Annotated in this window: 2 protein-coding genes; one reads left to right on the top strand and one right to left on the bottom strand. The window is 61.9% G+C overall.

From position 1 onward, the window contains the following. Positions 1-99: 99 nt before the first annotated feature. Positions 100-555 (bottom strand): ParC-related protein, encoded by a 456-nt coding sequence (locus tag F7R02_RS25435; protein WP_151210323.1) that lies wholly within the window; start codon positions 553-555, stop codon positions 100-102. Between the two features lie 277 nt (positions 556-832). On the opposite strand from F7R02_RS25435, the gene F7R02_RS25430 reads away from it, so the two are divergent. Beyond that, positions 833-1,051: a hypothetical protein gene (locus F7R02_RS25430; RefSeq protein WP_019238192.1), complete on the top strand. Its 219-nt coding sequence runs from the start codon at positions 833-835 to the stop codon at positions 1,049-1,051. Positions 1,052-1,174: the final 123 nt, after the last annotated feature.

Here is a 1,174-nt window from a genome sequence, read left to right as displayed (position 1 = left end):
ACCCTCGACGACCAGGGTGAGGCGCAGACATGAAGGCGATCACGGACCCGCATGGAGGATCGGCAGAAGGTTGTGAAAAATTTCTGTGCTGACAGCGAGTTAGCTCACTTTTGGCTGTTTTTTACACGAATCCCTGCCGACCCTCAATTTCAGCTGTGCCCGATCGCTGGGCAGGATCTTCGCGGCGGTGGCCACCGCCGCCGCGCCGGCCGGCTTCCTGGCCGGCTTAGGCTTGGCGGGTTTGGCCTGGCGCTGGAGCTTGGCCAACTCCTTCAACGCGGCCGGGCGGCCGCGCCGGTAGACCTTGGGCGCGCGCACGTAGTTGGCCGGCAGCACCTCAAACACCGTCACGCCCAGCGCCAGCAGCTGGGCGGCGGCGGTGTCCAGGGAGGCAAACACGCGCGCCTCGCCGCGCTGGCCGGTCAGTTGCTTCTCGACCTGGCCCACGCGCACCATGACCGTATAGCCGCCGACCTGGCCGACCAGCTGCACGGTGCGCAGCACACCGGCACTGGCGAGGGCGGCGAGGGTGGTGATGGAAATGGGGGATGTCATGATCGACCTATCAAACTTCGATGTTTGATGCTCAATCATTTAAAGCCGCGCTGCAAGCCCTAGTGCGGCGAGGCCGCCAGCGCACATAACGCGAGATTCCACGCACTGGCCGGCGTCGCCGGCAGCGCCTCGGTCCCACCGCTTTGTGGCGGCGCCGGAAAAGTCACGTAGGATTGTGACTCTGCCGCCGCCACAAAGCGGTGCGACTTAACTCAGGCGTTAGGCCTTGAAAGGAAGTGTCATGGGGATGGCGCCAACACATGAGCAAATCGCCGCAATGTCTGACGACGACTTGGTCAACCGCTACAACGATCTGGCCAAAAGTACCGTCGTCGGCACGAGCTTCTACCGTGAGGAGATTGCACATCGTAAATTGGCTCGAGAAAACGCTCGCATGCTCTCCCTCACGCGCACAATGGCGTGCCTCACGTGGGCCATATTGGTTCTCACGGCCGCAAACGCAGCAATTGTTCTGCTTCAGCTGTTGAAAGCCTAAGGAAGCTCTGAACAACGCACCACAGATACGCGACACTACCCGCCTCATCATGTAGAGGATCATCTATGCAGCTGACGTTCGGTGACGCTGAGGGCCTGGGCAAGCGCAAGCAGACCCGGCGCG

The sequence above is a fragment of the Xanthomonas cissicola genome, assembly GCF_008801575.1.
Taxonomy (GTDB): Bacteria; Pseudomonadota; Gammaproteobacteria; order Xanthomonadales; family Xanthomonadaceae; genus Xanthomonas; species Xanthomonas cissicola.
This window is presented reverse-complemented; position numbering and strand designations above follow the sequence as displayed.

Bases quoted from the DNA above. Each gene is read 5' to 3' on its own strand.
- F7R02_RS25435 (WP_151210323.1), bottom strand. From the start codon at position 555: ATGACATCCCCCATTTCCATCACCACCCTCGCCGCCCTCGCCAGTGCC.
- F7R02_RS25430 (WP_019238192.1), top strand. From the start codon at position 833: ATGTCTGACGACGACTTGGTCAACCGCTACAACGATCTGGCCAAAAGT.